This window comes from Roseovarius sp. ZX-A-9 (assembly GCF_028369135.1).
In the GTDB taxonomy this organism is placed as follows: domain Bacteria; phylum Pseudomonadota; class Alphaproteobacteria; order Rhodobacterales; family Rhodobacteraceae; genus Roseovarius.
Genome location: NZ_JAPWHW010000061.1, coordinates 1 through 2711, shown reverse-complemented (window position 1 = coordinate 2711; position 2711 = coordinate 1). Strand labels below are relative to the sequence as shown.

2 protein-coding genes are annotated in these 2711 nt (G+C 62.9%); both read right to left on the bottom strand.

Going from position 1 to position 2711, the window contains the following annotated elements; translation table 11 throughout:
• Positions 1-19 precede the first annotated feature (19 nt).
• Positions 20-1468 (bottom strand): phosphonoacetaldehyde dehydrogenase, encoded by a 1449-nt coding sequence (phnY, locus tag O3306_RS22400; RefSeq protein WP_272011641.1) that lies wholly within the window; start codon positions 1466-1468, stop codon positions 20-22.
• A 55-nt stretch (positions 1469-1523) separates the two neighbouring features.
• Positions 1524-2711, bottom strand: a 1188-nt coding sequence (gene phnA / locus O3306_RS22395) for a phosphonoacetate hydrolase (RefSeq protein ID WP_272011639.1), incomplete at its 5' end; no start/stop codon positions are given.

Sequence of the window (2711 nt, the reverse complement as noted above, 5' to 3'; positions counted from 1 at the left end):
GGAGAATCTGTGGCTTTTGTCAATTGGGCCACGGCAGGGAGTATGTCTTGACGTTGGTAAAGAACTTCATGGCCTCGATGACGCCTTCCTTGACGGCGTTGCCGGAGTCCTTGATGCCGCCGAAGGGCGACATCTCGATGCGGTAGCCGGGTTGTTCCCAGATGTTGCAGGTGCCCACGTCCAGCCCGTTGATATAGGCAATCGCGCGGTTCAGGTCGTTGGTGCACACGCCCGAGCTGAGGCCGAACTGCGTGCCGTTGGAGATGCGCATCACCTCGGCGTCGTCGTCGGGCACGCGCACGATGGGGATGATCGGGCCAAAGGTCTCTTCCATCACCAGTTCGCTGGCATGCGGCACGTGATCGACCACGATGGGCGGCAACAGCGCGCCCTGACGACCCGGGTGGTAGAGGATCTTCGCGCCTTCTTTCTCGGCCTGCAGAACGCGGTTCTCGAACACTTCCGCCGCCTGCGCATGGATCACGCAGCCCAGCTCGGTCTCGGGGTCCTGCGGGTCGCCGAACCTGATCTGTTTCGCCTTCTCCAGAACCAGTGGCACGAAGGCCTCCGCCACGCTTTCCTGCACCAGGATGCGCTTGATCGCGGTGCAGCGCTGGCCGGAATTGCCCGTGGCCCCCGCCACCGCGATGGTGGCCGCGCGCTCCAGATCGGCGGCACTCAGATCATTGCACACGATCAGCGGGTCGTTCCCGCCCAGTTCCAGCGCCTGCCGCTTGTAGCCTGCCTTGGACGCGATCAACTTGCCCACCGGCACACCGCCGGTAAAGGTGATGATGTCGATATGTTCGTTCACCATCATTTCCTCGCCGATATCACCGGGCCAGCCGGTCACGATCTGGAACATCTCGGGCGGCAACCCCGCCTCGTAGAGGATGTCCGCCAGCGCGATGGCGGTCAGCGGCGTCAGTTCGGTGGGTTTGCACACCATGCAGTTATTCGTGGCGATCGACGGCGCGATCTTGTGGCTGACCATGTTCAGCGGGTGGTTGAACGGTGTGATCGCGCTGATCGCGCGCACCGGCTCGCGCTTGGTGAATATCTTGCGCTCCTTGCCGTTATGCGTGAGGTCGCAACTGAATATCTCGCCATCGTCCTGCAGCGCCTGCATCGCCGCGAACTGGTACACATCCTGCGCCCGCTTGGTCTCGTAGATGGCGTGCTGGTGGCAGATGCCCAGCTCCAGCACTAGCCATTTGGCCATGTAGTCGCGCCGTTCACCGATCAGCTCGCCCGCACGCTGCAGGATCTGGCTGCGCTCATAGCGGCTGAGCTTTGGCGTGTAATTTGCCGCGATCTCGAACGCGCGCGCCGCATGTTCTGCCCGGCCCGCAGGCACCGTGCCGATCACCTCGCCCGTGTAGGGGTATGTCACCTCGATCACGTCATCGGTGAACACCTCCTGCCCGCCGATACGCATGCCTTCATGCCTGATCTCCGTTCTGCTCATCGCGTTACCCCACCTTTACCGGCCAATCCTTGCCAAAGCGTTACCATGGATCCCATCACAGGGCGGCCGCGGTTGTCGCGTAGAAAAACGCGTCGAAATTGCGCAATTCCGGCTTGGACGGCAGGTCGATCACACGATTGCAGATAAATGGCACGACCTGTTCGGTCAGCCCGCCATGGCTGCGCAGCGGCTCGTTCAGCGCCGCCAGGTCGTGGCGGTGCGCCGAGGTGCCGATGGTCATGTTCTCGGTCGAGATCATCACGATGTCGCCGATCCGGTCGGCCGGCAGCTCGAACCGTTCGACCGCCTCTTCGCGCCCCATAACTTCCAGCAGCTCGTCACGTTCCGCCAGCCGCGCGATGATATCCGCCCGGTCCGCGCCCTCGGGCAGATAGGCTGTGGCAAAGCCGCCCAGCGCACCGTGATGCACCACGTAAGGGTCGGTGATCGGCAGGATCACCCGCGCCGCCGCCTCGCCCAGCCACTCGTCCAGCAGGTCCTGCACATAGATCACCTTTGGGTCGCCCTGCGCGTCATGCTTGGGCTTCATCCCGTGATCGGCCGTCACCACGATGGCCGCGCCCAGCGCATCGAGCTGCCCGAGATATTTATCGAACATCTCGTAGAACGCCTTGGCCTGCGCGTCGTCCGGCGCATATTTATGCTGCACGTAGTCGGTCGTGGTCAGATACATCACGTCCGGTTTCCATTCGGTTAACAGCTTGACGCCCGCCGCAAAGACGAACTCAGACAGTTCCGCCGAATAGACTTCGGGCTGCGCCATCCCCAGCCATTTGCTGGCGGCCTCCTGTCCATGCTCGGCCTGGGTCGATGTATCTGATTTCTCGGCCGAAAAGCACCGCGCCCGGTCCTCGTCAAAGCGCAGGCCCGCGCCCAGAAGCGCGCGCAGCTTGTCCTTGGCCGTGACCACTGCCACCTTGGCCCCCGCCTCGTAAAAACCCGAAAAAACCGTCTGCGCACGCAGAAACCGCACGTCGTTCATCATCACTTCGGTCCCGGTGTCCGGGTCGTAAAGGTAGTTGCCGCAGATCCCGTGCACGATCGGCGGACGCCCCGTCGCGATGCTCAGGTTGTTGGGGTTGGTAAAGCTCGGGATCACCGAATGCGCCAACCGGTCCGTGCCCTCGCGGCGCATCCGCGCCAGATGCGGCATCAACCCATCCGCAATCGCCGCCTCAAGATAGGCAGGCTCACACCCGTCCAGACAAATCGCGATCGCACA